Annotated in this window: 24 protein-coding genes; 20 read left to right on the plus strand and 4 right to left on the minus strand. The window is 70.4% G+C overall.

Going from position 1 to position 26,743, the window contains the following annotated elements:
* Window positions 1-13: 13 nt before the first annotated feature.
* Complete coding sequence (locus ELQ92_RS05570) at window positions 14-799, plus strand: YaaA family protein (protein ID WP_128497931.1); 786 nt, start codon at window positions 14-16, stop codon at window positions 797-799.
* On the opposite strand, the gene ELQ92_RS05575 is transcribed toward ELQ92_RS05570, so the two are convergent.
* On the minus strand, window positions 785-1,462 hold the full coding sequence (locus tag ELQ92_RS05575; RefSeq protein ID WP_128497932.1) for a DNA-3-methyladenine glycosylase I: 678 nt from the start codon (window positions 1,460-1,462) through the stop codon (window positions 785-787). The two genes, ELQ92_RS05570 and ELQ92_RS05575, sit on opposite strands and share 15 nt — an antisense overlap.
* 136 nt (window positions 1,463-1,598) lie before the next feature.
* Between ELQ92_RS05575 and ELQ92_RS05580 the strand changes: the two genes are divergently transcribed.
* From ELQ92_RS05580 to ELQ92_RS05590, 3 genes are all read left to right on the plus strand, one after another.
* The gene (locus tag ELQ92_RS05580) at window positions 1,599-2,561 is read left to right on the plus strand and encodes an aldo/keto reductase (protein ID WP_128497933.1); all 963 of its coding nucleotides are present in this window, start codon (window positions 1,599-1,601) and stop codon (window positions 2,559-2,561) included.
* A gap of 103 nt (window positions 2,562-2,664) precedes the next feature.
* On the plus strand, window positions 2,665-3,933 hold the full coding sequence (locus ELQ92_RS16565) for a PP2C family protein-serine/threonine phosphatase (RefSeq protein WP_243694874.1): 1,269 nt from the start codon (window positions 2,665-2,667) through the stop codon (window positions 3,931-3,933).
* 643 nt (window positions 3,934-4,576) lie between these two features.
* A complete protein-coding gene (locus ELQ92_RS05590; RefSeq protein ID WP_243694896.1) occupies window positions 4,577-6,781 on the plus strand; it encodes an FtsK/SpoIIIE domain-containing protein in 2,205 nt (734 codons plus the stop codon).
* A gap of 43 nt (window positions 6,782-6,824) precedes the next feature.
* On the opposite strand, the gene ELQ92_RS05595 is transcribed toward ELQ92_RS05590, so the two are convergent.
* Window positions 6,825-7,826 (minus strand): asparaginase, encoded by a 1,002-nt coding sequence (locus ELQ92_RS05595; RefSeq protein WP_128497935.1) that lies wholly within the window; start codon window positions 7,824-7,826, stop codon window positions 6,825-6,827.
* Window positions 7,827-7,946: 120 nt separating this feature from the next.
* Between ELQ92_RS05595 and ELQ92_RS05600 the strand changes: the two genes are divergently transcribed.
* Entirely contained in the window at window positions 7,947-8,447 is a 501-nt protein-coding gene (locus tag ELQ92_RS05600) for an OsmC family protein (protein ID WP_128497936.1), read from the plus strand.
* Window positions 8,448-8,492: 45 nt separating this feature from the next.
* Here ELQ92_RS05600 and ELQ92_RS05605 read toward each other — a convergent pair whose 3' ends face one another.
* A complete protein-coding gene (locus tag ELQ92_RS05605) occupies window positions 8,493-9,257 on the minus strand; it encodes a lysophospholipid acyltransferase family protein (protein WP_128497937.1) in 765 nt (254 codons plus the stop codon).
* Between the two features lie 163 nt (window positions 9,258-9,420).
* Here ELQ92_RS05605 and ELQ92_RS05610 point away from each other — a divergent pair, with 163 nt between their 5' ends.
* The gene (locus tag ELQ92_RS05610; RefSeq protein ID WP_128497938.1) at window positions 9,421-10,434 is read left to right on the plus strand and encodes an FKBP-type peptidyl-prolyl cis-trans isomerase; all 1,014 of its coding nucleotides are present in this window, start codon (window positions 9,421-9,423) and stop codon (window positions 10,432-10,434) included.
* Between the two features lie 47 nt (window positions 10,435-10,481).
* A complete protein-coding gene (gene dxr / locus ELQ92_RS05615; protein ID WP_128497939.1) occupies window positions 10,482-11,564 on the plus strand; it encodes a 1-deoxy-D-xylulose-5-phosphate reductoisomerase in 1,083 nt (360 codons plus the stop codon).
* 22 nt (window positions 11,565-11,586) lie between these two features.
* Here dxr and ELQ92_RS16570 read toward each other — a convergent pair whose 3' ends face one another.
* Window positions 11,587-13,155 carry a Mur ligase family protein gene (locus tag ELQ92_RS16570; protein WP_243694875.1) on the minus strand — a complete coding sequence of 523 codons (1,569 nt, stop codon included), beginning with the start codon at window positions 13,153-13,155 and terminating at the stop codon, window positions 11,587-11,589.
* A 108-nt stretch (window positions 13,156-13,263) separates the two neighbouring features.
* On the opposite strand from ELQ92_RS16570, the gene ELQ92_RS05625 reads away from it, so the two are divergent.
* The 13 genes from ELQ92_RS05625 (at window position 13,264) to nusA (ending at window position 26,692) form a co-directional block, all read left to right on the plus strand.
* A complete protein-coding gene (locus tag ELQ92_RS05625) occupies window positions 13,264-14,649 on the plus strand; it encodes a M50 family metallopeptidase (RefSeq protein ID WP_243694876.1) in 1,386 nt (461 codons plus the stop codon).
* 118 nt (window positions 14,650-14,767) lie between these two features.
* The gene (locus tag ELQ92_RS05630) at window positions 14,768-15,940 is read left to right on the plus strand and encodes a sensor histidine kinase (RefSeq protein ID WP_128497941.1); all 1,173 of its coding nucleotides are present in this window, start codon (window positions 14,768-14,770) and stop codon (window positions 15,938-15,940) included.
* A complete protein-coding gene (locus tag ELQ92_RS05635; protein ID WP_128497942.1) occupies window positions 15,937-16,602 on the plus strand; it encodes a response regulator in 666 nt (221 codons plus the stop codon). The genes ELQ92_RS05630 and ELQ92_RS05635 overlap by 4 nt, the downstream gene beginning before the upstream one ends.
* A 141-nt stretch (window positions 16,603-16,743) precedes the next feature.
* Window positions 16,744-17,061, plus strand: a complete 318-nt coding sequence (locus ELQ92_RS05640) for an SHOCT domain-containing protein (protein ID WP_208004223.1) — start codon at window positions 16,744-16,746, stop codon at window positions 17,059-17,061.
* Between the two features lie 93 nt (window positions 17,062-17,154).
* A complete protein-coding gene (gene ispG / locus ELQ92_RS05645) occupies window positions 17,155-18,294 on the plus strand; it encodes a flavodoxin-dependent (E)-4-hydroxy-3-methylbut-2-enyl-diphosphate synthase (RefSeq protein ID WP_128498059.1) in 1,140 nt (379 codons plus the stop codon).
* 169 nt (window positions 18,295-18,463) lie between these two features.
* Window positions 18,464-19,468, plus strand: a complete 1,005-nt coding sequence (locus tag ELQ92_RS05650) for an AAA family ATPase (RefSeq protein WP_128498060.1) — start codon at window positions 18,464-18,466, stop codon at window positions 19,466-19,468.
* Window positions 19,469-19,475: 7 nt separating this feature from the next.
* On the plus strand, window positions 19,476-20,363 hold the full coding sequence (locus ELQ92_RS05655) for a DUF58 domain-containing protein (RefSeq protein ID WP_128497943.1): 888 nt from the start codon (window positions 19,476-19,478) through the stop codon (window positions 20,361-20,363).
* Window positions 20,350-20,829: a hypothetical protein gene (locus tag ELQ92_RS16240; RefSeq protein WP_166426715.1), complete on the plus strand. Its 480-nt coding sequence runs from the start codon at window positions 20,350-20,352 to the stop codon at window positions 20,827-20,829. Before ELQ92_RS05655 ends, ELQ92_RS16240 begins: the two co-directional genes overlap by 14 nt.
* 7 nt (window positions 20,830-20,836) lie before the next feature.
* Window positions 20,837-21,829, plus strand: coding sequence for a vWA domain-containing protein (locus tag ELQ92_RS05660; protein ID WP_166426716.1), 993 nt, complete (start codon window positions 20,837-20,839; stop codon window positions 21,827-21,829).
* Window positions 21,826-22,851 carry a vWA domain-containing protein gene (locus ELQ92_RS05665; RefSeq protein WP_166426717.1) on the plus strand — a complete coding sequence of 342 codons (1,026 nt, stop codon included), beginning with the start codon at window positions 21,826-21,828 and terminating at the stop codon, window positions 22,849-22,851. The genes ELQ92_RS05660 and ELQ92_RS05665 overlap by 4 nt, the downstream gene beginning before the upstream one ends.
* Window positions 22,844-23,686, plus strand: coding sequence for a hypothetical protein (locus tag ELQ92_RS05670; protein WP_128497946.1), 843 nt, complete (start codon window positions 22,844-22,846; stop codon window positions 23,684-23,686). Before ELQ92_RS05665 ends, ELQ92_RS05670 begins: the two co-directional genes overlap by 8 nt.
* Window positions 23,687-23,762: 76 nt before the next feature.
* Window positions 23,763-25,541, plus strand: a complete 1,779-nt coding sequence (locus ELQ92_RS05675) for a proline--tRNA ligase (RefSeq protein ID WP_128497947.1) — start codon at window positions 23,763-23,765, stop codon at window positions 25,539-25,541.
* 164 nt (window positions 25,542-25,705) lie between these two features.
* Window positions 25,706-26,692, plus strand: coding sequence for a transcription termination factor NusA (gene nusA / locus ELQ92_RS05680; RefSeq protein WP_128497948.1), 987 nt, complete (start codon window positions 25,706-25,708; stop codon window positions 26,690-26,692).
* Window positions 26,693-26,743: the final 51 nt, after the last annotated feature.

The raw sequence follows: 26,743 nt of genomic DNA on the forward strand, positions 1-26,743 counted from the left end.
CACCGAACGCCCCGTGCTGCTTCTGCTCCCTCCGTCCGAGACGAAGGTGCAGGGAGGCACGGGGCGTTCGTTGTTGCTGCGGGGACTGTCGTTTCCGGAGCTCACGTCGGTGCGGTCGCGCGTCCTGACGGGCCTGGCGGAGCTGTCCCGCGATCGGGACGCCGCCATCCGCGCGCTCAAGCTCGGTCCGCAGGGGCACGGGGAGGTCGCGGTCAATCGTGCGGTGCGTCGCTCGGCGACCCTTCCCGCCGTCGACCGCTACACCGGGGTGCTCTACGACGCTCTCGACGCCCGGTCTCTCCCGGAACAGGCCCGCGAGGCCGCCGGAAGGCTCGTCGTGATCCAGTCGGCGCTCTTCGGCCCGATCGGGGCGCTCGATCCCATTCCCGCCTATCGGTTGTCTCACTCGTCGAATCTGCCGGGCGTCCGGCTGGCGCCCACGTGGGCCGAGCCGGCCGGACGTGCGATCGAGAGCCGGGGAGGCCTCGTCGTCGATCTGCGCTCGGAGGGTTACGCCGCTCTCGGCCCGATACGCGACACTGATCGCTCCGTCTACATCCGGGTCGTCTCCGTCGACGGCTCGGGCCACCGCCGAGCCCTCAACCACTTCAACAAGAAGACCAAAGGTCTCTTCACGCGGGCCGTGCTCGAGAGCGGCATCGACGTCGACAGTATCGAGGACCTCGCGGCGTGGGCGGGGACAGCGGGCTTCGTGCTCCGGCCGGGGGTGGTCGCGGGGGAGTGGGACCTCGTCGTGCCCGATGAGGCGCTCGCGAGCACCGCATCACGGGCCGGCTGAGCCGGCGTCGGTCTCGTCGGCGCGCCAACAGCCCACGACGTGGTCGTCGACGAGTCCACCGGACTGCATGAGCGCATACATCGTGGTCGGCCCGACGAAGCGGAATCCGCGCGCCTTGAGCTCGGCGCTGAGCGCCGTCGACTCCGCGCTCGTGGCGGGTACCTCGCTCCAGGACCGCGGGCGCGGTCGGGTACCGGCGGCGGGCGCGAATCGCCACACGACGCTCGACAACGGCTCGTCGAGGGCGATGACCGCCCGGGCGTTCGTGATGGTCGCCTCGATCTTCCGCCGGTTCCGGATGATCGCGGAGTCGCCCATGAGGCGCACGACGTCCTCGTCTCCCATTCGTGCGACGGCCTCCGGATCGAAACCGAGGAAGGCGGTTCGGAACGCTTCCCGCCGGCGGAGGATCGTTATCCACGACAGTCCCGCCTGGAAGCCTTCGAGACTGATCTTCTCGAAGAGCTCCCGATCGCTCCGGAGCGGGCGACCCCATTCCTCGTCGTGATAGCGCTGGTACTCCGCGTCGTCGCCGCTCCACGCGCAGCGTCTGCGGCCATCGTCACCGGCGATCGTGGTGGGCCGCTCGACCCGGCGCGCGCTGTCGGTCCGTGACAGACGGTCCGCTGTCTCGTCGGGTCGTGAGGTCGGGGGTGTGTCCATGTCTCGACACTACAAACGGCGTCTCCCGCTTGCACCGCCGATCCAGCGACCGGCGCGGACGAAACGCACCTGCCGCTTGTGGACGACGGGTCGAGCGACTTCGCACCACCGTCGCCAGCGCGGCTAGCCTATGACCATGGCACACATGGAATACCGTCCCCTCGGCCCGTCCGGTCTCATGGTCTCCACCGTCGGGATCGGCTGCAACAACTTCGGGCGCGCCGGCACCGTCACCGAGACGCAGGAAGGGACGGACGCCGTCGTCCATGCCGCCGTCGATGCCGGGGTCAACTTCTTCGACACCGCCGACATGTACGGCAAGGAGGCCGGGCTGAGCGAGACCCTCATGGGCAATAGCCTCGTGGGTCGTCGAGACGACGTCGTCATCGCGACGAAGTTCGGCCACAGCGGATTCGACGCGGGCATTCCGAGTTGGGGGGCGAAGGGCTCCCGTCGCTACGTTCGGCTCGCGGTCGAGGCCTCGCTCCGCCGCCTCCGGACCGACTGGATCGACCTCTACCAGCTCCACACGCCGGATCCGATCACCCCGATCGAGGAGACGCTCGCGGCGCTCGACGAACTCGTCACCGAGGGCAAGGTGCGCTACATCGGGCATTCGAACTTCGCCGCCTGGCAAGCCGTCGAGGCCGATTGGGCGGCGCAGTCGGCCGGCGTCTCCCGCTTCGTGTCCGCGCAGAACGAGTACAGCCTCATCGTCCGGGACGCCGAGACGGAGCTGCTCCCCGCCCTCGACGAGTACGGTCTCGGGTTCCTTCCGTACTTCCCCCTCTACAACGGCCTGTTCACCGGCAAGTTCTCGCGGTCCGGCGGCCCGAGCGACTCACGCATCATGCGTCAGCGTCCTCACCTCCTCGAGAACGCCCCGTGGGACGCGATCGAGACGTTCGAGGCGTTCTGCTCCGAACGGGGCGTCACGATGCTGCAGGCGACCATCGCATGGCTCCTCGCGCAGCCGGCGCTCACGAGCGTCATCGCGGGGGCGACGCGACCGGAGCAGATCGCCCAGAACGCGGAAGCGGCGACGGCGTGGGACGCGTCCGAGGAGGACATCACCGCCATCGGTGACATCTTCGCCTGATCGCCCGCCGACGGCGCGAGGTGGACGGCGCCACTCCGACTCGCCGCTAAGATTCTCAGGAAGGCGCTCCCTCCGGCGCCGAACGATCTCGAAGGGTTCACCGGTGACCGAGACCATCGCGTTCGCGTCCTCCCGCGTCGTCGACGCGGGGAACGGCCGGCAGGTGGACCTCCGATGGGCGGCCATCAGCGACAGCGGTCGGCGGCGCGAAGTGAACCAGGATTCGCTCGTCGTGGAGTTCCCGATCCTCGCCGTGGCCGATGGCATGGGCGGCTACACGGCGGGGGAGGTCGCGAGCGCCGCGGTCACGAGGCGTCTGCAGGAACTCGCCACGACGACCTCCGACGACGTCTCGCCGGAGGGCATCGAGGACGCTCTGCGTCTCGCGGTGTCGGACCTCGCGGAGTCGGTGGAGGACGTCTCGCCCGGCACGGGGACGACCGTGACGGGACTCGTTTTCGGGCGGAGCGGCGAGCGAGCGGAGTGGACCGTCTTCAACATCGGTGACTCCCGCGTGTACCGTCTCGACGGCGACGTGTTGTCCCAGGTCACCGTCGACCACTCGGTCGTGCAGGAGCTCATCGCGATCGGTGCCATCACCCCCGACGAGGCCGACTCGCATCCCCACGGCAACGTCATCACGCGTGCCGTCGGATTCTCCGAGGATCCGGTCCCCGACTACATCACGGTCGGGATCGAGGCTGACGCCCGCTGGGTCATCTGCTCGGACGGGCTCACGAAAGAACTGACCGATTACGGCATCCGGCACTACCTCCTGCTCGGGACGACTCCGGAGGAGGCGGCGAGGCTGCTCTCGACGCCGCCGTCGAGAACGGAGGACGGGACAACATCTCCGTCATCGTGCTCGACGTGCTCGACCTCGACGACGACACGGCTCCGACGGCGGCTCCCGCCGTCGATCCGGCTGGCTGACGACTCCGTCCGCCGGACCGCCGTCCACAGGCCATCGACCATCGGACGATCGCACCGGTTCAGCCCGCTCGCCGCGACGGTGCCCCGCGACCTGATGGACTCCGGTCATGCCGACCTCGAGCACGTCCCTGTCGCCGACCCCCGCCCGGATCACACTGCCCTCAGCGCCGCCGGCCCGCGAGTCCCACCCCTTCCCGGTCCTCGCGACGATCGCCCCCGTCGTCGTCGCACTCGCGATGTGGGCGGTCACGCGGTCGCCGTTCGCGCTCATGTTCGCGGCATTCGGCCCCGTCATGGCCGTCTCCGGATATCTCGATGCAGGTCTCGGCGGACGACGCCGCCATCGCGCGGCCCGGGCGCGGTACGCGAGCGCCCTGAGCGCGGCGGAGGACGCCGTCTCGCTCGCCCACGAGGACGAGCGCCGACGCCGGGCCACTGAGCACCCCGCCGCCCGGCTCATCGTGGCGTCGGGACGTACCGACGCGCGGTGGCGGGTCCCACGCGACCGATCGTCGTTGGTGAGCATCGGCGTCGGATCGGCCGTGAGTGGCCTCCAGGTCGACGGGGCCGACGACCCGTCGAACGCACCGCTGCGAGAGCGCGCCAGGACCGTCGACGGCGTTCCCGTCGTCGTCGACGCACGGCAGGGGATCGGCGTCGTCGGACCGTTGCCCTTGGCGCGCGCCGTCGCGCGCGGCCTGCTCGTGCAACTCGCCCATGCGGCAGGCCCCGAGTCACTCACGGTCGTATCGATGCCGTCGGCGGGATGGGAGGAATTCCGTGTCCTCCCTCACCTCGCCAGTCGGCCCGCCACGGGTGGGCGACCCACACGCACGCCCACCGCGGGGCCGTCCACCCTGAGCGTGACGGAGCGGACGGCGGAGGGGGACGGCGGGCTCGACACCGCCGATATGCGGATCGTCGTCGCAGCGTCAGTCGCGGAGCTGCCGTCGACGTGCGTGGAGATCGTCGAGTGCGAATCGCCCGGTTGCGTGCGCTGGCGTCGCGCGGACGCGGTCGGCGGTGTCCCGGCCCGACCGGATCCGGTGTCCGCCCCCGACGCGCGCCGCTTCGCCGCGGCCATGGAGGCCGACGCCCTCGCGCTGGGTCTTGCACAGGCACGGAAGGAGCCGCCCGCGAGCCTGCGCTTCGACGAGTTGCCGTCGGCCGAGCGCGCGTCGGTGCACCGGCTTGCCGTCCCTCTCGGTGCGAGCGCCGACGGCCCTCTCGTCGTCGATCTGGTGGCCGACGGGCCCCACGCGGTCATCGGCGGAACGACGGGGAGCGGCAAGAGCGAGCTCCTCATCACGTGGGCGGTCGCGCTCGCGTCCTCCGCCCCTCCGGACGAGGTGTCATTGCTCCTCTTCGACTTCAAGGGGGGAGCGACGTTCGGCGGCCTCACGGGCATCCCCCACGTGGCCGGCCTCGTGACGGACCTCGACGAGGCGACGGCGGGCCGAGCGCTCGAGAGCTTGCGAGCAGAAGTGCGTCATCGGGAGCGGTGGCTGCAGGAGTCCGGATTCCGCGACATCCGTGACGCGACCACCGGGTCCCTGCCGCGACTCGTGATCATCGTCGACGAATTCGCCGCGATGATCGACACCTTCCCGGACCTCCACGCCGTCTTCGTCGACGTCGCCGCGCGGGGACGTTCCCTCGGCGTCCACCTCGTGCTCTGTACGCAACGACCCGCCTCTGCGGTCCGCGACGGCGTCCTGGCCAATTGCGACATCCGCATCAGCCTGCGCGTGAACAACTCCGGCGACAGCGTGGCCGTCGTGGGTGCGGCTGATGCGGCGGAGCTGCCGCCGTCGCAACCCGGTCGGGTGATCGCCGCGCTCGGAGGCCGCCCGGCGGTCGTCGCGCAGATCGCGACGACAGCGGACGCCCACGTCGCCGCGCTCGCCGCGCTGCCGCCCGCGGCCGACCTGCACCGTCCGTGGCTCGATCCGCTGCCCGCCCGCATCCCGCTCGAGAGCCTCACCGGGGCGAGCGCGACCGACGGGGGGAACGACGACGGTGACGGCTTCCGACTCGGTCTCCTCGACCTTCCCGCCGAGCAACGCCAACCCGTCGCCTGGTACCGGCCGGAGGAGGACGGGCACCTCCTCGTGCTCGGAGCCTCCGGGCGGGGGTCCTCGTCGCTCCTCAGGGTGCTCGCCATGCAGTCCCGCACAGGCTGGGTTCTGGAGCGGCTGCCGACGGACCCCGAGGCGGCGTGGGACGCGCTGCAGTCGCTCGCGGATCACGTCCGCCGAGGAGACCGCGCGACGACTCGGACGCTCGTACTGATCGACGACCTCGATCTCCTGCTCGCGCGGTGGGGCGACGATTACGCGCGAAAGGCTCGTGATGATCTCGCCGAGATCCTGCGGGCAGGTCCGCCGCGGGGTGTTCACGTCGTCCTCACCGCGCACCGTGCCACGGGTGACGTCCTCGCGCTCGCCTCGCTCGTCGGATCCACCCTCCGGCTCGGCGCGGTGAGCAAGCAGGAGCACGTGCTGTCGGGAGGGGACGGCGCCACCTACCGTCGGGATCGGCGACCGGGCAGCGGCACGTGGAGGGGGCACGAAATGCAGGTCGCAGATCCCGGTGCCGCCCAGTCGTCCGTGGTCGACGCCCGGCCGGCTCCGGGCGTACCGCTCCGGCCCGGGCTCCTCATGGTGGTCACCCGCCGTCCCACTCTTCGTGTGCGCTGGGCGCGTCAGCGGGGCGTCGAGAACGTCGTGGTGCTCGGAGCGCCGACGCAAGGGACTCTGCGCGTCGATGACCTGACAGTGGGGCGCGGTCCGACCGTCGTCATCGGGGAGGCCGACGCCTGGCAGCAGCAATGGGCGCTGCTGTCCACCCTCCGGTCCACTGCGGCCGTTGTGCTCGAGGACGCGAGCGTGTCCGAGTTCCGGGCCCTCACCCGGCGATCGGAGCTTCCGCCGTGGATCGCCCCGGGCGCGTCCCGGGCCTGGTTGCTCCGCCCTGACGGTCGCGTCGCCCGCGTCTCGTTCGATGCGGACAGCGAGGAGGAGGCGGCGCAGGAGAGCGGGACGGTGCGTGAGAGCGGGGCGTCACGGGTGAGTGTGGTGTCACGGCAGAACGGGTCGTCGCGGGCGGGGGAGAGCACGCGGGCGGGGGAGAGGGCGCGCGAAGGGATGGGCCGGAGGGTGAACGCCGCCGCGGAGGCGAGCGGATCACCGGGCATGTCACGCCACGGCCTCCGCTCGGCGACGGCGCGAACTCCGGCGTCGACCGAGCCGGAACGTACCCGGCCGGAGCGCGGGCTCGCGGGGTAGGACCACGGAGGGGGTGACGGAGAGGGTGAGCGCTCGAGGTCGGTCAGCGGCCGACGACCGAGCGGATGCGCCCGACGGGAGCGCCACCGCCGAGGACGTCGAGGTGCAGTTCCGGCACGACCTCGTCGACCGCCGACGCCTCGAGGGCTCCGGCATCGACGAGCAGTGCCAGCGCCACGACCGTCGCCGCTCGCGAGCTCCCGTCGAGTGTCTTCGACGTGACGGTGGTTCCGTCGGGAGCGGTCATGACCATGACGCCTTCCGCGCCGCCCTTCGCGAACACCCCGAGCCGCTCGATCACGACCGTATTGTCCCGCCCGACGCCGTCGAGGGCCCACGGATGACGGCGAACCGCGTCGACGATGATGGCGGCGTTGCGGTAGAGCGCGAACGGAGACGAGAGCGAGGACGTCGCGATCTTCTGGATCCCGCGGGCGAGCGCCGTGAGGCCGATGGCGAGCACGGGCGCTCCGCACCCGTCGACCGCCGTGGCGGCGGGACGCTCGCCCGTGAGGCGTTCGACGGTGTCGCGGACGGCGGCCTGCATCGGATGGGCCGCATCGAGGTAGGAATCGACGGGCCACCCGTTCGCGACGCACGCGAGCAGCATCGCGGCGTGCTTGCCGGAACAATTCATGGCGACGCGCGACGGCCCGAGTCCGGCGGCCACCACCTCGTCACGCGCACGTCGATCCGACGGCCAGTCCGCCGGGCACTGCAACGCGTCCTCGCTCAACGCGGCCGACGCGAGCATCGCGCGGACCACCGACACGTGGCGAGAGGTGCCGGCGTGGCTCGCCGTCGCGAGCGCCGCGTGCTCGTCGCGGAGGGGGACACCGGCGTTCAGAACCGCGAGGGCCTGGAACGGCTTGAGGCTCGACCGCGGGAAGACGGGCGCATCGGGCGAGCCGAACCTCTGCGCGACGGTCCCGTCGGGAGAGAGGACCACCGCCGAGCCGATGTGGCGGGACTCGACGAATCCCGACCTCTCGACGACGGCGAGTTCGACGGCCTCCGCCGGTGTGAACGTCCCTGGCGACGACATCCGCTCTCCCTTCGTGCCGGGCCCGACCGGCGACGCTCCAGCCTATCCGCGGCGCGCATCGCGACCGGCGGGCGACACGTCAGACCCCTCCAGTGCGGTGCACTGTGGAACACTGGTGGCATGCCCGGGACACACGAGTACACCGTCGACATCGACTGGCAGGGCAACCTCGGAACGGGGACGAGCGGCTACCGCGACTACTCCCGGCAGGTCGAGATCCGCAGTATCGCCGCCGATCCCATCGCCGGCTCAGCCGACAAGCCGTTCCGAGGCGACCCCGAGCGCTGGAACCCCGAGCAGCTCCTGCTCGCCGCTCTCGCCCAATGCCACTTGCTCTCCTACCTCTACGCCGCCGTCACGGCCGGCGTCGTCGTCACCGACTACCGGGACGCGGCCGTCGGAACGCTCACGGAGGACGGCGCGGCGAGCGGCGCCTTCACCGACGTCCTCCTGCGTCCCGTGGTCACCGTCGCGTCCGCCGAGATGGTCGAGGCCGCCACCGCAGCCCACGCCGAGGCCCACCGGTTGTGCTTCATCGCCAATTCGGTCAACTTCCCGGTGCGCCACGAACCGACGATCCTCGTCGCCGAGAGCCCGGGGGTCGGCAGCGTCACCGCGTGAGACCCGGTCGTCGCAGACGGTGGGATCGGGTCCGCCGGAGCGGCGTCAGAGCCGCTCCGGGCGCAGCACGGCGCGCTTGATCTTCTCCATCGCGTCCGCCGGCGGCGCCTCGTTGTAGACACCGGCGAGCTCCTGGCCGCTCAACCCGTGGATCGCGGCCATGATCTCGTCCGTCGCGAGCCGACGCGCCTTCCCGGACTCGGCCGGGCCGAGGTGCGACACGTCGATGGGCTCCCCGAAACGCACCGTGATGCGCTTGAAGCGCGGGCGTGTCGACCCCACGGGCATGACCTCGTCGGTGCCGACGAGACCGACGGGGACGACCACGGCTCCCGTCGACAGCGCCAGCCACGCGACGCCGGTCCGTCCCTTGTAGAGGCGGCCGTCGAGGGAGCGGGTGCCCTCCGGGTAGATGGCGAACGCGCTCTCGGTCTCGAGGATGCGCTTGCCCTGATCGAGGGCGGCTTGCGCGGCTTGAGCCGAGTGGCGGTCGACACTCACCGCACCGATGGCCCCGAAGAACGTGCGGTTCACCCACCCCGAAACCCCGGTGCCCTCGAAATACGAGGACTTGGCGAGGAACTGCACGGGGCGGGGAGCCGCGACCGGGATGGCGACGCTGTCGATGAACGACAGGTGATTGCTCGCGAAGATGACACGGCCGTGCTTCGGGACGTTGCGGCGGCCCTCGATACGGGGACGCCAGAGGATCCGGACGACGGGACGGAGGATCGCTCGGCCGAGCCAGTAGACGAGGCCGGGGCGACCGATGTCGCCGCTGGGGGAATCGATGTCTTCGGTCTCGGGCACGCAACGACAGTACGGCAGGCGCTATGCCGTGTCCGGCATGGCTCCATTCGAGGGAGTGCCGATCGCGGTGCCCCGGGCTCCGCCACCGACGGGCTCGCGTGCAGGCTTCCGTCACCTTCATGCGGCAGACTCGGGGGACACCGTCCCCACCGAAGGTTCTCTCATGCGTCGTCGTTCCCTGTCCCTTCTCGCCGCGATCCCGGCGTCGGTCCTGGTCCTCGCAGCCTGCGCCGGCGCGCCGGCTCCGGGCGAGAGCACACCGGCCCCGTCCGCGGGCTCGGCCTCCGCGACCTGCGCCGACACCTCCACGGGAGACGCCGTCGAGTCCGTCTCGGTGAGCGACGACATCGGCGCGGCTCCCACCGTCGAGATCCCCACGCCCGTGACGGTCGACACGACCGAGCGACGCACGGTCGTCGAGGGCGACGGAGACGAGACGAAGCCCGGCGATACGGTGGGTGTGGAACTCACCGTCTACGGCGCCGCGACCGGGACCCAATTCTCCCAGACGGCCTACGGCGAGGGCACCGCGCAGCAGATCACGGTGGATGACAGCCAGTTCATTCCGGGCCTCGTCCGCACGATCGAGTGCGCGGCGGTCGGTTCACGCATCGTCTCCGTCGTCCCGGCGGCCGACGCCTTCGGCGACCAGGGCTCGGAAGGCGGCGAGGTCGCTCCCGGTGACTCCATCGTCATCGTCGCGGACATCGTGTCGATCCTGCCGACGCGAGCGACGGGGACCCCGGTCGATCCGACGCCCGGGCTGCCGGAGGTCGAACTCGACGACTCGGGAGCCCCCACCGTCACCATCCCGGACTCCGACGCCCCCACCGAGCTCCAGCTCGCGGTGCTCACGCAGGGCGACGGCGACACGGTGGCCGCCGGCGACAACGTCACCGTGCAGTACGAAGGTGTCATCTGGCGCACCGGCGAGGTCTTCGACGGCAGCTGGGACCGGGGCACCCCCTCGTCCTTCAACACCGAACAGGTGGTACCGGGCTTCAAGCAGGCCCTCGTCGGGCAGCAGGTCGGCAGCCAGGTGATCGTCGTCATCCCGCCGGCTCTCGGCTACGGCGAAGCGGGGAACTCGCAAGCCGGCATCGAAGGCACCGACACCCTCGTCTTCGTCGTCGACATCCTCGCGACGAGCACCGTCCCCGCGGCCGGCACCGACTGACGTGGCGGCCGGTCGTGCGCTCGCCCACCGGGCGTTAGCCTGACGGCATGCGTCGCGTCGTCATTCTCGGATCCACGGGCTCCATCGGGACCCAAGCGCTCGACGTGATCCGGGCGAATCCCGAGCGCTTCGAGGTCGTGGGCCTCGCGGCCGGTCACGATCGCGACGGTCTCGCCGCACAAGCAGCGGCATTCTCCGTCGACGAGACGGCGCTCGGTGCCGATGACGCCGAGCGTCTCGTCCGCAGCGTCGACGCCGATGTCATCCTCAACGGCATCACGGGCTCCGTGGGTCTCGGTCCGACCCTCGCGGCTCTCGAAACCGGTCGGACCCTCGCCCTCGCGAACAAGGAATCGCTCATCGTGGGCGGCGATCTCGTGAAGCGTCTCGCCGGTCCGGGACAGATCGTCCCGGTCGATTCCGAACACTCGGCGATCGCCCAAGCGCTGCGCTCCGGTGATCCGTCGGAGGTCCGGCGCCTCGTGCTCACGGCCTCGGGCGGGCCGTTCCGGGGGCGGAGCCGCTCCCAGCTCGAGAACGTCTCGCCGTCGGAGGCGCTCGCGCACCCCACCTGGGACATGGGGCGCGTCGTCACGACGAACTCGGCGACCCTCGTCAACAAGGGCCTCGAGGTCATCGAGGCCCACATCCTGTTCGACGTCCCCTACGAGCGCATCGACGTCGTCGTGCACCCGCAGTCGATCGTGCACTCGCTCGTGGAGTTCGTGGACGGCAGCAGCATCGTGCAGGCGTCGCCCCCCGACATGAGACTGCCCATCTCGCTCGGCCTCGACTGGCCGCACCGCGTCGCGGGTATCGGACGGCCGCTCGATTGGACGACCGCGAGCTCGTGGACCTTCGAGCCGCTCGATGCCGTGGCCTTCCCCGCCCTCGACCTCGCGAAGACCGTCGGACGCGCCGGCGGCACGTTCCCGGCCGTCTTCAACGCCGCGAATGAGGAGGCCGTCGACGCGTTCCACGACGGCGCGATCGGCTACCTCGACATCGTCGACACGATCCGCTGCGTCGTCGACGCGCACGACGGTGTCGACGAGGTGACGCGGGAGGCGCTCGCCGAAGCGGAGTCGCGGGCGCGCAGGAAAGCGCGGTCCGTCATCTCCTCGCGCTGACGCTGCTGTTGACGCTGCTGCTTCAGAGCCAGCCGGACTCGCGGAGGGCCGCCGTGGTCTCGCCGGGGACCGAGAACGGCACCGTCGTCCCGTCGAGCTCGCGGTGGTCCTTTCCGGCGAGTCCCATCCAGACGACGACGTCGCCCTCCGAGGCGGCGGACACGGCGGAGCGGATGGCGCTCGCGGGGTCGGCGATGTCACGGACATCGGCCCCCGGTCGCGCTGCGAGAGCCCCCGCGACGACGGCCGAGCGGATGACGGCGGGGTCCTCACCGCGGGGATGGTGGTCCGTCACCACCACGAGGTCGCTGCCGAGCGCGGCAGCCGCGCCCATGTCCGCCCGCTTCGTCGTGTCGCGGTCGCCGTTCGCACCGATCACGGCGATGAGGCGACCGGCCGTCAGCCGGCGCAACGAGGCGAGGGTCTTCTCGAAGGCGTCGGGGCTGTGCCCCGAGTCGATGAACACGGTCGGTCCCGAGCCTGAGGGGATCCGCACGGCTCGGGCCGGCAGGTCCGCGTCGATGAGCCCGTCGGCGCCGAGCGCGCGGGAGATCTCGTCGATGCTGTGGCCGGCCTCGACGAGCATCGCGATCGCGAGGCCGCCGTTCGCCGCCATGTGTCGGCCGACGACGGGGACGCGCGCGGCGAGCGAGCCGTGCACCGCGTGCCGAACGACGAAGGCCGTGTGGTCGAGCGATTCCTCCGTGATCTCGACCACCCAGTCGGCGGCCGTCTCGGCGCCCGGTTCCGTCACCGTGGCGATGGTCGCGACGGGGACCTCCGCGCGTTCGACGACCGTGGCGCCGGCCGGGGTGTCGAGGTTGACGACCGCACGCCGGGACCGCGAGGACCGGAAGAGTTCGACCTTCGCCGCGAGGTACTCGTCCATGTCGGCGTAATCGTCGAGGTGGTCGTGGCTGAGGTTCGTGAAGGCCGACACGTCGAAGAGGAAACCGTCGACACGGTGGCGGGTGAGGGCGTGGGCGCTCACCTCGATGACGAGGGACCGGGCACCGAGCTCCGCCATCCGGGCGACGATCCCGTGCAGCTCCGCAGCCTCCGGAGTCGTGAGCTTCGAGGGGATGACGGTCGCTCCGATGCGACGTTCCGCCGTCGAGCTCACGCCCGGGACGAGCCCCATCCCGGCGAGGACGGCCTCGAGGAAGTGCGTCGTCGACGTCTTGCCGTTCGTCCCGGTGACCGCGAAGAACGGGAGGTCGAGGGAGCTGGTGTCGTAGACCGCTGCCGCGAGATCGCCGACGAGCGGACGGAGCGGGCGGTCCCGGACGAGGACCGGGACGCCGATCCCACGCTCGAGCAGCAGCATGCCGTCGTCGTCGGTGAGGATCGCGACGGCGCCCGCCTCGACGGCCTGACCGGCGAACGCGGCGCCGTGATGCCGGGCACCGGGCAGACCGATGTAGAGATCGCCCTGGACGACGGCGGATCCGTCGATCGAGACGCCCGAGACGAACGGATCACCGGAGCCGAGTCCGCGTACCCGACGGAGGTCGAAACCGCGCTCGAGGGCCGACAGTGGGACGGATCGGATCGAGGTGGGGCGCATCGCCGCGGGTCCGTACGAATCCACTGCGCCTCACTTGCCCTCTCGACCTCCGGAGCGACCGCCCGGGAGGACATCCATAGTCTCACAGCCGCGCGACAGGCTCGTGGAAGGCGGCGGCTGTATCGTGTGCGAGTGGAATCGGTCCTGCTCTATCTGCTCGGCGTGTTGATCATCGTCGTGGGCCTCGTCGTGTCGATCGGGCTCCACGAGGTCGGCCACCTCGTTCCCGCGAAGCTCTTCGGCGTGCGCGTCACGCAGTACATGATCGGGTTCGGTCGCACGATCTGGTCGCGTCGCCGGGGCGAGACGGAGTACGGCGTGAAGGCCATCCCGCTCGGCGGGTACATCTCGATGATCGGCATGTTCCCACCCAAGGCCCCGGGGGAGCGCGCGGTCGAGTCGAGCACCGGCTTCTTCCAGCAGTTGTCGACGAGTCCTCAGGCTCAGCAGCCGAGCACGCGCGCTCGCTACTTCGACACGCTCGTGCAGGACGCGCGGCAGGCGAGCGCCGACACGATCGGGGCGGGGGACGAGGAGCGCGCGTTCTACCGGCTGTCGGTGTGGAAACGCGTCGTCGTGATGCTCGGCGGGCCGTTCATGAACCTCGTGATCGCCGTCGTCCTGTTCGCCGTGCTCCTCATGGGTTTCGGGACCGCGCAAGCGACGACGACCGTCGGCGCCGTCTCGCAGTGCGCGCTGCCCGCGACGTCGGAGCGCACGACGTGCGCCGACGGCGATCCGGTCGCTCCGGGGGCCGCAGCCGGCTTCGAGCCGGGCGACACGATCGTGAGCATCGACGGTGAGCCCATCGACGGGTGGGAGGAGTCGACAGCGGTCATCCGCGAGTCGGCCGGTCGTACCCTCTCGGTCGTCGTCGATCGCGACGGCGAAGACGTGACCCTCAGACTCACTCCGCTCCTGACCGAGCGCTACGTCTACGACGAGAACAACCAACCCGTCGAGGCGAACGGGGAGCCCGTCGTCGAGGAGGTCGGGTTCGCCGGCATCTCGCCGACGTCAGCCCTCGTCCAGCAGCCCGCGACGGCGGTGCTCCCGACCGTCGGGAACGCGCTCGGCTCGATGGTCCACCTCATCCTCAACCTGCCGCAGCGACTCGTCGACGTCGCCGAGGCCGCGTTCGGGCCCGGTGAGCGCGATCCGAACGGGCCCATGAGCGTCGTCGGTGTCGGCCGGATCGCCGGGGAGGTCGCGGCCCTCGACGAGGTGCCCATCGCGAGCAAGGCCGCGACGATGATCGGCATGCTCGCGTCCCTCAACGTCGCGCTCTTCGTCTTCAATCTCGTCCCCCTCATGCCGCTCGACGGCGGTCACATCATCACGGCGCTCTTCGAGGCCGTGCGTCGAGGCTTCGCGAAGCTGCGCCGGAAGCCCGATCCGGGGCCCGTCGACTCGGCCAAGCTCATGCCGCTCACCTTCGGTGTCGTGATCGTGCTCGGGGCGATGAGCCTCCTGCTCATCTACGCAGACATCGTCAAACCCGTGAACCTCTTCGGCTGACCGCCGGACGAGGGCCCGCTACTCTCGAGGGCCCGCTACTCCCGAGGGAGTAGCCGGCGAGCGGGGATCGCGACGCGGAGCTGATGCCCGCGACCGGCGGGATCCGTAGGATTCGAGCATGACGTGGCCGGATGGGCAGGGGTCGTCGCGCTTCGACGACGCGCCGCCGTGGCGGCGTGCCTCCGCCCGAGCCCGCCTGTGGTTCCCCGTCGTCTTCTCACTCGTGGTCCAGGGGGTCGGCACGGCGGTCGTGGTCCGCCTTCTCGGTCTCCCGGCGCCAGCCGCCGCTGTGGCCATGACCGTGGCGGTCGTCGGCCCGCTCGCGCTCCTCGGCGCCCGCCGTCACCCCGGTCCTGTCGCCGCCGTCGTCGCCCTCGCGACCGCCGTGGACCTGCTGATCGCGCCGGAGCCCGGCCCGCCCCCCGTCTCGCTCGCCTTCGCCGTCGTGTTCGGGATCGTCCGGGGTGCGCGGACGTGGGTCGTCGCCTCGATCGCGAGCGCGTGGGTCGGCGTCCTCGTCCTCGCTCCGGCGCTCGGTCACGAGTGGCCCCCGGGCCGAATCGTGCTCTCGACCGTCGCGCTCCTCGTCCTCGTCCTCGTCGGCGTCTCGGTCCGCGAGCGCCGCGAGCGTGCCGTCGAATTCCGTCGACTCGCCGCGCAGCGTCGACAGTCGGCCGAGCAGGCCGAACGCGTGCGCATCGCCCGGGAGCTCCACGACGTCCTCGCTCATTCGCTCTCCCAGATCTCCGTTCAGGCGGGGGTCGGTCTGCACCTCATGGACGTGAAGCCGGAGGAGGCCCGAGCCGCGTTGGCCTCGATCAAGTCGACGAGCAAGGACGCGCTCGACGAGGTCCGCTCGGTGCTCGGGGTGCTCAGGGGGGACGACGACGTGCCGACGTCTCCCGCCCGGGGACTCGCGGACGTCGACTCGCTCGTCGACGGGGTCCGTCGAAGCGGCATCGAGGTGTCGGTCGACGTGGCGCCGGACATCACGGAGACGGTGTCCACGACGGTCGGAGCCGCCGTGTACCGCATCGTGCAGGAGGCGCTCACGAACGTCGTACGGCACTCGGGCGCCGCACGGGTCGAGGTGCGGGCGCGGATCGAGGGCGGTGCCGTCGTCGTGAGTGTCGCGGACGATGGTCGTGGGCCGGACGGGGCGACGGAGGGCAACGGCATCCTCGGCATGCGCGAGAGGGCGGCGCTCTCGGGCGGCGGGCTCACCGCCGGTGCCGCCCCGTCCGGAGGCTTCCTCGTCAGCGCCAGCCTGCCTCTCGGAGCCACGGCATGATCCGCGTCGTGGTCGCCGACGACCAGCACCTCGTGCGGGCGGGCTTCCGGGCGCTCCTCGACAACGAGCCCGACATCGCCGTCGTCGGCGAAGCGGCGACCGGACGGGAGGCGGTCGCCGTCGCCCGGAGGGAGCGACCCGACGTGATGCTCGTCGACATCCGCATGCCGGACGGCGACGGGCTGTGGGCGACCGAGCAGATCGTGCGTGACGGCGACCTCGCCGGGGTGCGCATCGTCATCGTGACGACGTTCGAACTCGACGAGTACGTCGCACGGGCGATCGCGGGAGGAGCGAGCGGTTTCCTCGTCAAGGACACGGAACCCGTCGAACTGTTGCGGGCGGTGCGCGTGGTCGCCTCGGGCGACGCCCTGCTCTCGCCCGGCGTCACCCGCAGGCTGCTGGAGCGCGTCGCGGCGGGTTCACGGCCCGTCCTCGACTCCCGGGTGCTCGCCCCGCTCACGGAACGCGAGCGCGAGGTGCTCGCTCTCGTGGGCGAGGGGCTCAGCAACGACGAGATCGGCCGGCGGCTCTTCATGAGCCCACTGACGGCGAAGACCCACGTCTCCCGCATCATGCAGAAACTCTCAGCGCGCGACCGGGCGCGGCTCGTCGTCACGGCGTACGAGACGGGACTCGTGACACCGGGGGAGCGGGACTGAGCCGTCGGCTGACGGTGTCGGCCCCTCCTCCGGAGGGCGTAGCGGGAAGGGTCCCGGCGGCGGATTCGAGATGGCGGCGTCCCGGCGAGAGTCGATACCGACACCGGACGACCTCCGTCCGGACGGATCGAGGAGAACCCCATGTCCATCGCACTCGCCGAATTCGCGACGCTCGCTCCGAGCGTCGTCGCCCATCCCGGGGGAGGCTGGCAGGGCGGGCCAGGCTGGCTCGTCGTGCTCGTCCCGCTCCTGTGGTTCGCCCTGTTCGTCGTCGTGGTGACGCTCATCGGTCGCCGGTGGCGGCACGGCGGTCCGCCGTGGGCTGCGGCACGACAAGCGGCGCCGACCGCCGCTGCGGAGGGCGTGCTCGCCCAGCGGTTCGCGAACGGTGACATCGACGAGGTCGAGTACCGCGCGCGGCTGGAGGTGCTCCGGGCGACGCGTCCGCCCGTCGGCTGATCGCGTCGGCTGGCCGGGTGGCGGGTTCCGTCATCCGGCCGCTTGTCCGTCGCCCGCGCGTAGGATGACAGCGTGCCAGCCGTGAACCTGGGGATGCCGAGCGTCCCGGACGTCCTCGCCCCCCGCCGCAAGTCCCGCCAGATCCGCGTGGGAAGCGTGCTCGTCGGTGGAGACGCCCCCGTGAGCGTCCAGTCCATGACGACGACGCCGACGCCGGACATCAACGCGACGCTGCAGCAGATCGCGGAACTCACGGCCGCGGGCTGCGACATCGTGCGCGTCGCCGTGCCGAGCAGGGACGACGCCGAGGCGCTCCCGATCATCGCGAAGAAGAGCCAGATCCCGGTCATCGCAGACATCCACTTCCAGCCGAACTACGTCTTCGCGGCGATCGACGCCGGGTGCGCGGCCGTGCGCGTCAACCCGGGCAACATCCGCAAGTTCGACGATCGGGTCGGCGAGATCGCGAAGGCGGCGAAAGATGCCGGCGTGAGCTTGCGCATCGGCGTCAACGCCGGTTCGCTCGATCCGCGTCTCCTGCAGAAGTACGGCAAGGCGACGCCCGAGGCGCTCGCGGAGAGCGCGCAGTGGGAGGCGAGCCTGTTCGAGGAGCACGACTTCCACGACTTCAAGATCTCCGTCAAGCACAACGACCCGATCGTCATGGTGAAGGCGTACCGCCTCCTCGCCGAGCGCGGCGACTGGCCTCTGCATCTCGGGGTGACGGAGGCCGGCCCGGCCTTCCAGGGCACGATCAAGAGCGCCACGGCGTTCGGGATCCTCCTGGCCGAGGGCATCGGTGACACGATCAGGGTCTCCCTCTCGGCGCCGCCGGTCGAGGAGGTCAAGGTGGGCCTGCAGATCCTGCAGTCCCTCAACCTCCGGGAGCGCAAGCTCGAGATCGTCTCGTGCCCGAGCTGCGGTCGCGCCCAGGTCGACGTGTACTCGCTCGCCGAGGAGGTCACGACGGGGCTCGAGGGCATGTCGGTCCCGCTCCGGGTCGCCGTGATGGGCTGCGTCGTCAACGGCCCGGGCGAGGCCCGTGAGGCGGACCTCGGCGTCGCGTCCGGCAACGGCAAGGGGCAGATCTTCGTCAAGGGCGAGGTCATCGCGACCGTGCCGGAGTCGGACATCGTCGCCACCCTCATCCGTGAGGCGAACCGCTTGGCCGCGGAACTCCCCGCGGACGACACCTCGACGGGCACCCCCACCGTCTCGGTCGGCGCCCCCTAACCCAAGGGGCTACACCCGTCCGAGGTCTACACGTAGACCTGGCGCCCTCGCACCCGATCTGGAGCCCTCGCGGTAACGACGCACGCTCGCAGAATCGCCACCTAGACTGGACCGACGATTCTCTGGCAGCGACGCCCGAGCACAGCAACGAACCGGGGAGCACGCCGTGATCGAGCAGCCCACGACCACGTCCACCGTGACGCGCGAGGAACTCGAGCGGGCACGCGGCATCATCGGTGCGATCGCCTCCCGCTTCGACGAGAAGGTCGTCGGTCAGTCGAGTCTGCGCACGAGCCTCCTCGTCGCTCTCCTCACGGGTGGGCACGTCCTGCTCGAAAGCGTCCCCGGGCTCGCGAAGACGACGGCAGCGGAGACCATCGCGGATGCGGTCGGCGGCAGCTTCCGGCGCATCCAGTGCACTCCCGACCTGCTCCCGTCGGACATCGTCGGCACCCAGATCTACGACCCGAGAACGGCCGAGTTCCGGACTCAACTCGGCCCCGTGCACGCGAACTTCGTCCTCCTCGACGAGGTGAACCGTTCGAGCGCGAAGACCCAGTCGGCGATGCTCGAGGCGATGCAGGAGAAGCAGACGTCGATCGGCGGAGTCGACTACGCGCTGCCGAACCCGTTCCTCGTGCTCGCGACGCAGAACCCGATCGAGCAGGAGGGCACGTACCACCTCCCCGAGGCGCAGCTCGACCGCTTCCTCATCAAGGAGGTCCTCGACTACCCCACGATCGCCGAGGAGGCCGAGATCGTGCGTCGGGTCAACGCCGGCGTCTACTCGCATGACGGGCGAGCACCTCGCGTGAGCGTAGACGACGTGCTGTACCTGCAGTCGCTCGTCCCCCGCATCTACCTCGACCCGGCCATCCTCGCGTACATCGTGCAGACCGTGTACGTCACGCGGAACGCTGCCTCCTACCTCCCCGAGCGGATGGCGTCCTACGTCGAGTACGGTGCGAGTCCGCGGGCGAGCATCGCGTTCGCGACCGTGGCACGCGCGCTCGCGCTGCTCTCCGGCCGGGAGCATGTCATCCCCGAGGACGTGAAGGCGTACCGCCACCAGGTGCTGCGGCACCGCATCATCCTCGGCTTCGAGGCGATCGCGGACGACGTCCGCCCGGAAGCGATCATCGACGCGATCTTCGGCGTCGTCCAGGTGCCGTGAGTCCATCGTGACCGCGCTGCTCACGCGGGTGAAGACGACCCTCTCGATCCGAGCGCACCGCCGCGTCCGCGGCATGCTCGACGGCGAATACGCGTCGATCTTCCGGGGGAAGAGCCACGAATTCGACGACATCCGCCCCTATGTCCCCGGTGACGAGATCCGCGACATCGACTGGAAGGCGACCGCCCGGGCCGGTTATCCGCTCACGAAGCAATTCATCGCCCACCGCAAACAGACCATGATGCTCGTCGTCGACACCGGTCGAGACCTCGCGGCCGTCGCCGCCGGCGGGGAACCGAAGCGGGATGTCGCGGTCCTCGCCGCCGGCGCGCTCGGCTACATCGCGGTGCGCCACGGCGACCGGGTCGGGCTCATCGCCGGCGACGCCGGCGGCGTCCGTCTCGTCGAGCCGAAGGGCGCCGAGTCGCACCTCGAGCGCATCCTCCAGGTGGTCGTCGAGCGTGCGCGCCTCGACGGTGCGCGGAGCGATCTCCGGGCCGTGCTCGAGCGCGTCGTCCGGACCGTGCGCCGGCGCATGCTGCTCGTGATCGTCGCGGATGATGCGGCCGTCGATGAGGAGACGGCCGCACTCGTCCGCCGCCTCACCGTGCAGCACGAGATCCTCTGGATCACCGTGGGCGACGCCGACGTCATGGCGGCGCAGTGGGCGACGTCGCCCATGTTCGACGTGGCAGACGACAGCGGGATCCCCGATTTCCTGCGTCGAGACCGACGGCTGCGCGCCGCGTTCGAGGAGGCCGAGCGAGTCCGCGATGCGGCGCGCGACGAGCGTCTCGACGCGCTCGCGATCTCGCACGTCCGCATCACTCGCCACGACGAGGTCGTGCCGACGCTCTTCCGACTCATCGAGGCGCACAATCATGCTCGGCGATGAGGTCGGGTACAACCCGCTCGCCCAGTACTGGTGGGGGTGGATGGCGATCGCGCTCACGCTCGTGACCCTCGTGGTGGCGTGGTACGTCTTCGTCTGGTGGTCGTCCCGTCGCGCGACCGAGGTCGTCTCCGTGCCGGACGCCGACACCGTGCCGGCGCCCTCGCGCGAGGAGCTCACCGCCCGGTACCTCGCTCTCGTGGACGAGGTCGTCGCCTCTTACGACTCCGGGCGGCTGTCGCGGAGGGCGGCGCACCAGAAGCTCGGGACCCTCGTGAGGTTCTATGCGCAGGAGTCGTCCGGTGTGCGGGCGGACGTCATGACGCTCGATGACCTCACGCGAGCGCGCCTCGGCGCCATCGCCCACGCGGTCGCCGTCTACTACCCGGCCGAGTTCGCGCGTGTCGAGACGGGGGACGTGCACCGCTCGGCGGACGTCGCCCGCCAAGCCGTGGCGTCATGGTGGTGAGGCGGCCGTGACCCTCGTCAACCTCTGGCTCGTGCTCGCGTGGCTCGTCGCCGCGCTCGTCACCGCTGCGATCGTCGTCTGGCTGCAGCGGCGAGCGCGACGGCGAAGCGCTGAGGCGGTGCCCGTCGCGCACTCCGACCGGCTCACGACGCTCCCCGCCTACGCGTCCGCGCTCCGACGGTACCGAACGTTGCTCTGGACGGTCCTCGTCGCCGTCGTGCTCCTCGTCGCCGCGAGCGCCGTGCTCTCCGGTCGGCTCGTCAGCCTCACCACTGTGCAGCCGGAGCTCCGCAATCGTGACATCGTGCTGTGCCTCGACGTCTCGGGCTCGATGATCGATTACGACGCGCAGATCGTCGAGACGTTCTCGGAGCTCACGGAGGAGTTCGACGGCGAACGAATCGGTCTCGTCCTCTTCAACGCGTCGGCGATCACCTCGTTCCCGCTCACGAGCGACTACGCCTATGCGCGATCGCAGCTCGACGCGCTGCACGCCGACCTCGTCGATCCCGACACCGACTGGTCGTTCGCGAACGGGACGCTGCTCGGTAACGGGTCATCGATGATCGGCGACGGCCTCGCGTCGTGCGTCATGCGCTTCGACGACCTCGACACGCAGCGGTCCCGGTCGATCGTCTTCGCGACGGACAACTACGTCGCGGGAGAACAGATCATGACGCTCCCGGAGGCCGGGGAGTTCGCGCGGTCGAAGGACGTCGTCGTGTTCGGCCTCAACCCCGGAGACGTGCGAAGCCTCGACTACATCGCCGAGTTCGCCGACGAGATGCGTCAGGTCGTCGAGGCGACGGACGGCACCTACTGGGCCCTCGAGGACCCCGATGCGGTGCCGGGCATCGTCGCGCAGGTGCAGGAGAGGCAAGCGGAGCGGTTCACGGGTGAACCGGTGCTCGTCGTCACGGACGAGCCGACGCTCCCGGTCCTCGCGGGCTTCGTGGCACTCGCGGCCGTCATGTTCGCGGGATGGAGGTTGCGTCGATGATCCTCGACCCCGTCCTGCCGGTGTGGCTCATCGCCGTGCTCGGCGTCGTCCTCGCGGGTTTCGCACTCACGCAACTCGTCTGGCCCGGGCGCGGCCGATCCCGTCTGCTCTGGGCTTCGCGCCTCGTGATGGTGCTCCTGCTCGTCGGTATCGCGCTGCGACCGGGCGTCCCCGCGTCGTCCTTGCCCCCGGCCGCTTCGGGCGACGTCGACCTCTACCTCGTGGTCGACACGACGAGCAGCATGGCCGCCGAGGACTGGGGGGATTCGGCTCCTCGCCTCGACGGCGTCCGCGACGACGTGCTCTCGATCGCCCAGGCGCTCGTCGGATCGCGCGTCTCGCTCATCACGTTCGACGCCGTGACGGTCCACCGCGTGCCGCTCACGACCGACGTGTCGGCGCTCGCCCAGGCCACGCGTGCGCTGCGGCAGGAGATCACGTCCTACTCCGCCGGCAGCAGCATCGATGAGCCCGTCGAGTACCTCACCGGCGTCCTCGCGTCCGACGCGGAGGAGAACCCGGAACGCTCCCGCGTGCTCTTCTACCTCGGCGACGGGGAGCAGACGAGCGGCGAGGCGCCCGGCTCCTTCTCGGCTCTCGCCCCGTTCATCGATGGGGGAGCCGTGCTCGGCTACGGTACCGACGGCGGGGGTCGGATGCGCTCCTACACCGGGTACGACGACGGCACCGAGCCTCCCTACATCGTGGATTACTCCACGGGGGAGGACGCCATCTCCCGCATCGACGAGCGGGCCCTCACGACCATCGCCGGAGAGCTCGGCGTCCCGTACGTCCACCGCGACGCGGAGTCATCGGTCGCGGCGGCGACAGCGGGGATCGAGGTCGGGGACGTGGAGAGCGGTGGCGAGGTGCCGGCGGAGACCGGTGAGTTCTACTGGCTGCTCGCCATTCCGCTCACGGCGCTCGCCGTGCTCGAACTCGGGTGGATGCTGCGGACGGTGCTCCGTTCGGGCGTCGGCCCCGGTCGGCGCAATGGACGGGAGGTGATGACCGGTGGTTGAGCCGATCGCGCAACCGACGCTCGCGACGGAACCGACAGGCGCGACGGAACTGACAGGCGCGACGGAATGGACGGGAGCGCCCGCGCGCACGGAGCGCCGGGTCACGGCGACGGCGATGCGACGGCGCCGTCGACGGCTCCTCTGGTGGTCGCTCCCCGTCGTCCTGATCGCGCTCGCGATCTCGTTCAAGCTCGCGAGCCTCTCCCTCACGGCGCAGGACGCGATCGATGCGGCGGAGAGCGGGCGGTTCGATGAGAGCATCGCGGCGAGCGATTCCCTCATGACGCTCAACGTGGTCGAACCGTGGATCGCGTACTTCAACCGCGGCACCGCCTCGGCGCTCGCCCAGGAGTACAACGACGCGACGGACGACCTCTCGGTCGCTCTCGAACTCGCTCCCGACGATCAGGCGTGCGACGTTCGTGTGAACCTCGCTCTCGCCTGGGAGGAGCTCGGCGACATCTATGCCGAAGGCGGGTACCTCCGCGGCGCTTCCCTCCTCTACGACACGGCTCTCGCCGTCATCCGCGGGGGAGAGGAGGACGGCTGCTTCCGCAGCGAGGAGGAGGGCGACTCGACACCGCCAGAGGAGCCGTCCGACGGATCGACCGACGCGGGCGAGCGGCTCGAGAACGCGCGAGACCGCGTGGAGGGCAAACAGGACGAGGTCGATCGGCAGGACGGTCAGCAGGGTCAGGGTGCGCCCGACTCGGACGCCGGTGGGGGATCCCCGACCGAGGACCTCGAGGACCGAGGTGATGCGGCGGAGCAGGAGCGTCGTGATCAGGACGCCGATCAGCGCGGCGGTGGCGAGTACGTCGAGAAGCCCTGGTGAGGGCCGTCCGGAGGCGGGGCCAGCCGCGGGCGGCGGCGCCACCCGACTAGCGGCGCCACCCGACTAGCATGGACGCGTGGTTACGCGCCTGTCGACATACTTCCTCCGCACGCTCCGTGAAGATCCCTCCGACGCGGAGGTGACGAGTCACCGGTTGCTCGTGCGCGCCGGGTACATCCGGCGCCAGGCGCCGGGGGTGTTCGCATGGCTTCCGATCGGTCTGCGCGTGAAGGCGAAGATCGAGACGATCGTGCGCGAGGAGATGGCCGCCGCCGGCGCCTTCGAGGTCCACTTCCCCGCACTGCTGCCGCGTGAACCCTACGAGGCGACCGGTCGCTGGGAGGAGTACGGCGACGCGCTCTTCCGCCTGAAGGACCGCAAGGGCGCCGACTACCTGTTGGCGCCGACGCACGAGGAGGTCTTCACGCTGCTCGTGAAGGACCTGTACTCGAGCTACAAAGACCTGCCGCTGTCGATCTACCAGATCCAGGACAAGTACCGCGATGAGGCGCGACCCCGCGCGGGGCTGCTGCGCGGCCGCGAGTTCACGATGAAGGACGCGTACTCCTTCGACTACACGGACGCCGGCCTCGACGCGAGCTACCAGAGCCAGCGCGACGCGTACGAGCGGATCTTCGCCCGACTCGGCCTCGAGTACGTCATCGTGCACGCCGACGCGGGCGCGATGGGCGGCTCGCGGAGCGAGGAGTTCCTCCACCCCACGCCGATCGGCGAGGACACGTTCGTGCGCTCGGCGGGCGGGTACGCGGCGAACGTCGAGGCGTTCACGACCGTCGTCCCTGAGGCACGGCCCGTCGACGGACTGCCGGAGGCGATCGTGCACGACACGCCGGACACGCCCACGATCCAGACGCTCGTGGATCTGGCGAACGCCGAGCACCCGCGCGAGGACGGCCGCCCCTGGACGGCCGCGGACACCTTGAAGAACGTCGTGCTCGCCCTCACCGACCTGGAGGGGAACCGCTCGCTCGTCGTCGTGGGGCTTCCGGGCGACCGCGAGGTCGAGATGAAGCGCGTCGAGGTCGCGTTCGCCCCCGCCGAGGTCGAGGCGGCGACGGAGGAGGACTTCGCGAAGCACCCGGGCCTCGTGAAGGGGTACATCGGACCGTGGTCCCCGGCGGGTCCCGTCCTCGGTGAGGAGTCGAGCACGGGCATCCGCTTCGTCGTCGACCCCCGAGTCGTCGACGGCACCGAGTGGATCACGGGAGCGAACGAGCAGGGCCGGCACGTCTTCGGACTCGTCGCGGGTCGCGACTTCACGGCGGACGGCGTCGTCGAGGCCGCCGAGGTACGTGTCGGCGACCCCGCTCCCGACGGTTCCGGCCCCGTCGAGCTCGCGCGCGGCATGGAGCTCGGGCACGTCTTCCAGCTGGGCCGCAAGTACGCCGAGTCGCTCGGTCTCAAGGTGCTCGACGAGAACGGCAAGCTCGTCACGGTCACGATGGGCTCGTACGGCATCGGTATCACCCGCATCCTCGCGACGATCGCGGAGCTCAACAACGACGAGAAGGGCCTCATCTGGCCGACCCAGGTCGCGCCGTTCGACGTACACCTCGTCGCGACAGGCCGGGAGGCCGCCGTCTTCGAGACGGCCGGGTGGATCTCGGACCAGCTCGAGGCGGCCGGTCTCGACGTGCTCTACGACGATCGTCCGAAGGTCTCGCCCGGAGTGAAGTTCGGTGACGCCGAACTCGTCGGCGTGCCGATCATCGTGATCGCCGGCCGCGGTGTCGCCGATGGCACGGTCGAGGTCTGGGACCGTCGCTCGGGCGAGCGTGAGACCGTCACGATCGCCGAGGTCGTCGACGCGGTCGCGCGCTTCCGCCTCTCCTGACCTCCGGCCTCGTCACGGGGCTCTCGCGCCGCTGATCCGCGTCAACTCAGCCGAATGGAGCTCGCGTCCTCCGGGGTGTCGACGGTCATGCGGTCGGGTACCCTTGACAGGTAGTCCGGCGCGCGGTTTCGCGTCGGCAAGAGCTGAATATGGAGGTGGCCGTCGTGGACATCGATCTCACTGTCCTGAAGATGATGGAACGGGAGCGGGAGATCCCGTTCGACGAACTCGTGCACATCATCGAGCAGGCGATCCTCACCGCCTACCAGAAGAACGAGACCCAGTCGGGCGGCGACGCGACGGATGCGCGCGTGCACCTCGACCGGAAGACCGGACACGTCGCGGTCCTCATCCCGGAGAAGGACGAGGACGGCAACGTCATCGGCGAGTCGGAGACGATGCCCGAGGACTTCGGTCGGATCGCGGCCTTCGCGGCGAAGCAGGTCATCAACCAGCGTCTGCGCGACATCGCCGACGATGCGGTGCTCGGAGAGTTCAAGGGGCGCGAGGGCGACATCGTCGCGGGCGTCATCCAGCAGGGCCCGAACCCGAAGATGATCCACGTCGATCTCGGCACGATAGAGGCGATCATGCCGCCGGAGGAGCAGGTGCCCGGCGAGCAGTACACACACGGATCGCGCATCCGCGTCTACGTGACGAGCGTCTCGAAGGGGCTCAAGGGCCCGTCGATCACGGTCTCCCGCACCCACCCGTCGCTCGTTCGCAAGCTGTTCGCGCTCGAGGTGCCGGAGATCGCGTCGGGTCTCGTCGAGATCGTGTCGCTTGCTCGCGAGGCCGGTCACCGGACGAAGATCGCGGTGCGGGCGACCGACCCGGCGATCAACGCCAAGGGCGCGTGCATCGGCGAGATGGGGCGTCGCGTCCGCGCCGTCACCGAGGAACTCGGCACGGAGAAGATCGACATCGTCGACTATTCGCCGGACCTCGCGACGTTCGTGGGCAACGCACTCTCGCCCGCGAAGGTCACGTCGACCTTCGTGCTCGACCAGAGCATCAAGGCGGTTCGGGCGCTTGTGCCCGACTACCAGTTGTCGCTCGCGATCGGCAAGGAAGGCCAGAACGCCCGCCTCGCCGCGAAGCTGACGGGCGCGAAGATCGACATCCAGCCGGACTCGATCCTCGACGAATAGAGGGTGTCCGGTTGGATGTCGGTCTTCGCGCATTCGATCGGACGCGCAGCG

It is taken from the genome of Labedella populi (assembly GCF_004078655.1).
Classification (GTDB): domain Bacteria; phylum Actinomycetota; class Actinomycetes; order Actinomycetales; family Microbacteriaceae; genus Labedella; species Labedella populi.

Bases quoted from the DNA above. Each gene is read 5' to 3' on its own strand.
- ELQ92_RS05610 (WP_128497938.1), top strand. From the start codon at position 9,421: ATGCGTCGTCGTTCCCTGTCCCTTCTCGCCGCGATCCCGGCGTCGGTC.
- ispG (WP_128498059.1), top strand. From the start codon at position 17,155: ATGCCGAGCGTCCCGGACGTCCTCGCCCCCCGCCGCAAGTCCCGCCAG.
- ELQ92_RS05635 (WP_128497942.1), top strand. From the start codon at position 15,937: ATGATCCGCGTCGTGGTCGCCGACGACCAGCACCTCGTGCGGGCGGGC.
- ELQ92_RS16240 (WP_166426715.1), top strand. From the start codon at position 20,350: ATGCTCGGCGATGAGGTCGGGTACAACCCGCTCGCCCAGTACTGGTGG.
- ELQ92_RS05575 (WP_128497932.1), bottom strand. From the start codon at position 1,462: ATGGACACACCCCCGACCTCACGACCCGACGAGACAGCGGACCGTCTG.
- ELQ92_RS05600 (WP_128497936.1), top strand. From the start codon at position 7,947: ATGCCCGGGACACACGAGTACACCGTCGACATCGACTGGCAGGGCAAC.
- ELQ92_RS05630 (WP_128497941.1), top strand. From the start codon at position 14,768: ATGACGTGGCCGGATGGGCAGGGGTCGTCGCGCTTCGACGACGCGCCG.
- ELQ92_RS05590 (WP_243694896.1), top strand. From the start codon at position 4,577: ATGGAGGCCGACGCCCTCGCGCTGGGTCTTGCACAGGCACGGAAGGAG.
- ELQ92_RS05665 (WP_166426717.1), top strand. From the start codon at position 21,826: ATGATCCTCGACCCCGTCCTGCCGGTGTGGCTCATCGCCGTGCTCGGC.
- dxr (WP_128497939.1), top strand. From the start codon at position 10,482: ATGCGTCGCGTCGTCATTCTCGGATCCACGGGCTCCATCGGGACCCAA.
- ELQ92_RS05580 (WP_128497933.1), top strand. From the start codon at position 1,599: ATGGCACACATGGAATACCGTCCCCTCGGCCCGTCCGGTCTCATGGTC.
- ELQ92_RS05640 (WP_208004223.1), top strand. From the start codon at position 16,744: ATGTCCATCGCACTCGCCGAATTCGCGACGCTCGCTCCGAGCGTCGTC.
- ELQ92_RS05595 (WP_128497935.1), bottom strand. From the start codon at position 7,826: ATGTCGTCGCCAGGGACGTTCACACCGGCGGAGGCCGTCGAACTCGCC.